Source organism: Mesorhizobium sp. M7A.F.Ca.CA.001.10.2.1 (assembly GCF_003998575.1).
Lineage (GTDB): Bacteria > Pseudomonadota > Alphaproteobacteria > Rhizobiales > Rhizobiaceae > Mesorhizobium.
In genome coordinates this window covers 1-4,329 of sequence record NZ_RZQY01000524.1, presented here as the reverse complement: position 1 = coordinate 4,329, position 4,329 = coordinate 1, and the positions used below count along the sequence as shown (strand labels likewise).

The 4,329-nt window shown below is 59.2% G+C and carries 4 protein-coding genes; 2 read left to right on the top strand and 2 right to left on the bottom strand.

The genetic code is table 11. From position 1 onward, the window contains the following. A partial coding sequence (locus tag EN964_RS26410) for a porin (RefSeq protein ID WP_164776001.1) occupies window positions 1-1,036 on the top strand: 1,036 nt, incomplete at its 5' end. Between the two features lie 238 nt (window positions 1,037-1,274). Continuing rightward, on the top strand, window positions 1,275-2,369 hold the full coding sequence (locus EN964_RS26405; protein WP_127269280.1) for a site-specific integrase: 1,095 nt from the start codon (window positions 1,275-1,277) through the stop codon (window positions 2,367-2,369). Between the two features lie 60 nt (window positions 2,370-2,429). On the opposite strand, the gene EN964_RS26400 is transcribed toward EN964_RS26405, so the two are convergent. Together EN964_RS26400 and EN964_RS26390 are read right to left on the bottom strand one after the other, a co-directional pair. After that, on the bottom strand, window positions 2,430-3,329 hold the full coding sequence (locus tag EN964_RS26400) for an alpha/beta fold hydrolase (protein ID WP_127269279.1): 900 nt from the start codon (window positions 3,327-3,329) through the stop codon (window positions 2,430-2,432). Window positions 3,330-3,626: 297 nt separating this feature from the next. Then, the coding region (locus EN964_RS26390; protein WP_164776000.1) for a lytic transglycosylase domain-containing protein at window positions 3,627-4,329 on the bottom strand (703 nt) is incomplete at its 5' end.

The window sequence follows — 4,329 nt, the reverse complement described above, 5'->3', positions numbered from 1 at the left end:
CGCTGAATACGTCAAGATCTGCGACGTCTACGGCGCTGGCTACTTCTACATCCCCGGCACCGAAACCTGCCTGCGCATCGGCGGCTATGTCCGTTATGATATCGGCGCTGGCGACGTCGGCTCGTTCGATGGTGCCTGGGCCCGGGACAAAGAAGACGGTGAAGTCAACGATACCTGGCAGAAGAACGCCCGCTTCACGCTGAAGACCTGGACCGGCCAGGAAACCGAGCTCGGCACGTTGAAGACCTACACCGAAACCCGCTTCAACTTCGGCAACACGAGATTTAGCGACGACACCTACTCTGGCAACGCCTACAACAAGGGCGTCTCGCTGAACTTCGCCTGGATCCAGCTCGGTGGTCTCCGTGTCGGTAAAGACGAATCGGCCTTCGATACGTTCATCGGCTATGCCGGCAACGTCATCCAGGATACGCTGGTCCCCTACGGCGGCTTCGACACCAATGTCATCCAGTACTACTTCGATGCAGGCAACGGCTTCTCGGCCGTCGTCTCGCTCGAAGAAGGCTATGGCGACTTCACGATCGACAGCTACGTTCCGCATGTCGTCGGCGGTGTGAAGTGGACGCAGGGTTGGGGCGCGATCACCGGCGTTGTGTCGTATGACAGCAACTATGAAGAAGTCGCTGGCAAGGTTCGCTTGGACGTCAACGTTTCGAACGAACTCTCGCTGTTCATCATGGGTGGCTACGGCACCGACGACAACTACAATGACGGCACTTATGCTCTCCCGGCCGGTGGCCGCGGCATGTACAAGCTCTGGGGCGGCAACTGGGCAGTCTGGGGCGGTGGCACCTACAAGTTCAACGAGAAGACCTCGTTCAACGCCCAGGTGTCGTATGATGAAGACGAAAACCTCGGCATCGCGGCGAACATCGCTTACGACGTGGTTCCAGGCTTCACGATCACGGCCGAAGTCGACTACCTCAATGCCGGCAGCTACCCTGCGTCCAACTGGACCAGCGCCGACAAGGAAAGCAACATCGGCGGTATCCTCCGCTTCCAGCGCTCGTTCTAAGGGCTGGTTCCTTACAGGTGAAATCCAGCCCGGGCGCACAACGCCCGGGCTGTTTTTGTTTTCGCGACTGGATCAAGGCAAACAGAAGGATGGGGGTAACGGTAGCTGAATAAATCCGTGGAGTGGTTTCGTGGGATCCGCTGATGGGCGGATGAAATCACAACTGCGTGATTAAAATCTCTTGAAAGGACGCTTCCAAGCGGGTAGGGCTGACCTATCCCACTCGGGGGTGTGGCAAATGATGACGAACGAAGCGATTCAAGAGGGCGAGTCCTCTGATCATTTTTCGATGTTTTCTTCTCAAAGTCCGAAGATTCGATACACCTACAATAAGATTAGAGAAGTAAAGTCGCATCGGGTCGGAGATCTTTTTTCAGCATATCGGGACATATTATGGGATGATGGGCGGCATAAGTATAATGTCAGCTCGTTCATCGGCGAAATAGACGAGATCCTCCTTGGGGAGCGTTTCAGCGCCTTTGACCAAAGTACCCTGGACAACCTTATCGGCACCTTGCGCCAGCGCGGCAACAGCAACGCAACCATCAATCGAAAGATGGCTGCCCTCAGCAAACTGCTGCGCAAGGCTCACAAGATGGGAGATATCCACAGCCTGCCCGAGTTCCGCCGCCAGAAGGAGCGGGCGGGTCGGATTCGCTTCCTCGAAAGGGACGAAGAGGCGCGCCTGTTCGCCGCCATCAAGAGCCGCAGCGAGGATGCCTACAGGCTTTCCGTCTTCCTGGTCGACACCGGATGCCGTCTCGGCGAGGCGCTTGGGCTGATCTGGAACGATATCCAGGAGCATCGCGTCTCCTTTTGGATCACCAAATCCGGCCGCAGCCGCACCATTCCGATGACCGAGCGGGTCAAGGAGGTCATCAAACTGCCGCCCACCGAAGGCCGTCGGCCCAAGGGACCGTTCACAAAGCTTAGCCAGGCACAGTTTCGTGCCATCTGGAACGACGCGAAGGCCGAAGTCGGACTTGGCGCAGACGACCAGGTGGTGCCGCACATACTGCGCCATACCTGCGCCTCGCGCCTTGTCCAGGGCGGCATCGACATCAGGCGCGTGCAGATGTGGCTCGGCCACCAGACGTTGTCGATGACCATGCGCTACGCGCATCTGGCCACCAACGATCTCGATGGCTGTGTCATCGTGCTGGAAACACCTCGATCGACTCAGCCGGGCGGCAATCGCGCTGAAGGCTCCGTGTTTTCTTCGCCCGTGACGACGCCTTCGTCGCCGACGGCAGAGCGGAAAAAGAAGGATGAGGCAGCCGCCGCCGCAAAGGAGTCGCCGAAAGCGGCTCGGAAAAGTTCAAAGGCCAAGTAGGCTAAAGAATCTCCACCTATACTATCATAGCTATCCCGTGACCTTGTTTGGTCATGGGATTTACTTCGGGATATTCTTCCGCTCGGCTTGGTCGAGAAAAGCGGCTATGTCGCCCGGTAGGCTGCCGGTCTCGAGGAATGGCGCATGGCCCTGGCCCTCGACAGTGATCGTCTCCATCATGGAATGGCGCTCTCTCATCTGGTTGAGCGTGTCTATGGACAGCAATCTCGAATTGGCACCACGTATGGCGAGCAACGGGATGGCGGCCAACGCCTCGAATTGAGGCCATAGATCAGGCAGCTTCTGCGTCAGATCGAGGCTCGCCACGGTATCCACCAGCTTCGGATCGAAATCCGGCATCAGCCCATCATCCGTTTCGCGGTAGAGAGCCCATATCATCCGGTCCCAGTCGGCGCCGGCAAGGGCGGAGAAGTCTTCGCCATGCACGCTGCGCTGGGCGGCAATTGCCTTTGGGCGGGTTTTCGGTGCCGGGTCGCGCTCGAGATAGGACTGGATATGGGCAAGTCCGGCCGTCTCGATCAGCGGTCCGATGTCGTTGAAAACAATGGCTTTCAGGACCGATGGCCGCATCATCCCGAGCACATGGATGATCAGCCCGCCGCGCGAGGTGCCGATGAAGGCCGCTTCTCCGATGTTCAACGCCGTCAGCCCGGCTAGGATGTCGCCAGCCTCCACGCCGACATTGTAGTTTTTGGCGTCGGGATCATAGGCTGACTGCCCGCGCCCACGGTAGTCGAAGGCGATTACCTTGCGCGGAGTTGCCGCATGCGTCGACAGATAGAGCGCCAGCTCGTGAAAATCCCTGGCGTTGCGGGTCAGGCCAGGCAGGCAGACAACCGGCCAGGATCCGCTATTGGCCTCACCGTAGATGCGAGCATGGAGCTTCAGCCCATCCGGTGCGCTGTAGAAGAAGTCGGAGAAGCCTGGGTCGTTTGACATTTGAAAGGGGTTCCCCTGACCGGATCATCCCGACTGCTACAGGCGAGGGTAGGGATGGTCAAATAGAAGGATGCCATCTTGGAGACGTTGGAGTGACAGCGCCCCCCTCTGTCCTGCCGGACATCTCCCCCTCAAGGAGGGAGATCAGTGGCTTCATTGGCGGCGCGATTTCTTTGACGCTGACAATTGGCGAAAGCCGAGGTGACATCCAATCTCCCCCCTTGAGGGGGAGATGTCCGGCAGGACAGAGGGGGGCGCCGTAGAGCGCCAGCCTTTGGCTTGCCTGTCCTTATCCCCTCAACTCCGCCCGTTCACCAGATCCCCGACAATGTCGTATTTGCCCGAAATACGCATCTTGTAGACCTCGTAATTCTCCATCACGCGCTGAACGTAACTCCTTGTTTCCGTGTAGGGAATCCGCTCGATCCAGTCGACGACCGCGTCGATGTCCTTGCCGCGCGGGTCGCCATATCTGGCCACCCACTGGCTGGCTCGGTTGGGGCCGGCATTGTAGCCGGCGAAGGTCAGCACGTAGGAGCCGTTGAAGCGATCGAGCTGTTCGCCGAGGAAGGCTGAGCCAAGCGTCGCATTGTAGCCGGCATCGGTGGTCAGCCGTGTTTGCGAAAACTGCAGCCCGGCCTTCTTCGCCAGTTGCCTTGCGGTTCCCGGCATCAGCTGCAGCAGCCCGCGCGCGCCGGCGCTGGACACGGCGCCGATGTTGAATTCGCTTTCCTGACGGGCGATCGCATAGGCCAGGGCCTTGCCCGAGCCGGAAATGTCGGCCGAATCGGGAATGACGCCGAGCGGATGCGACAATGCGCCGACATCGATGCCACGCGCCCCGGCGATCTTGCCGATTTTCAGCGCCATGAAATGGTTCCCTTGCTTTTCCGCAAGGACAGCCAGCAGCGCCAGTTCGCCCGGACTGGTCAACTGCCCGGCAAGGTCGCGATAGAGCGTCTCGGCATAGCGGTCGTAGCCCGCCTCCTGCAGCCGCTTG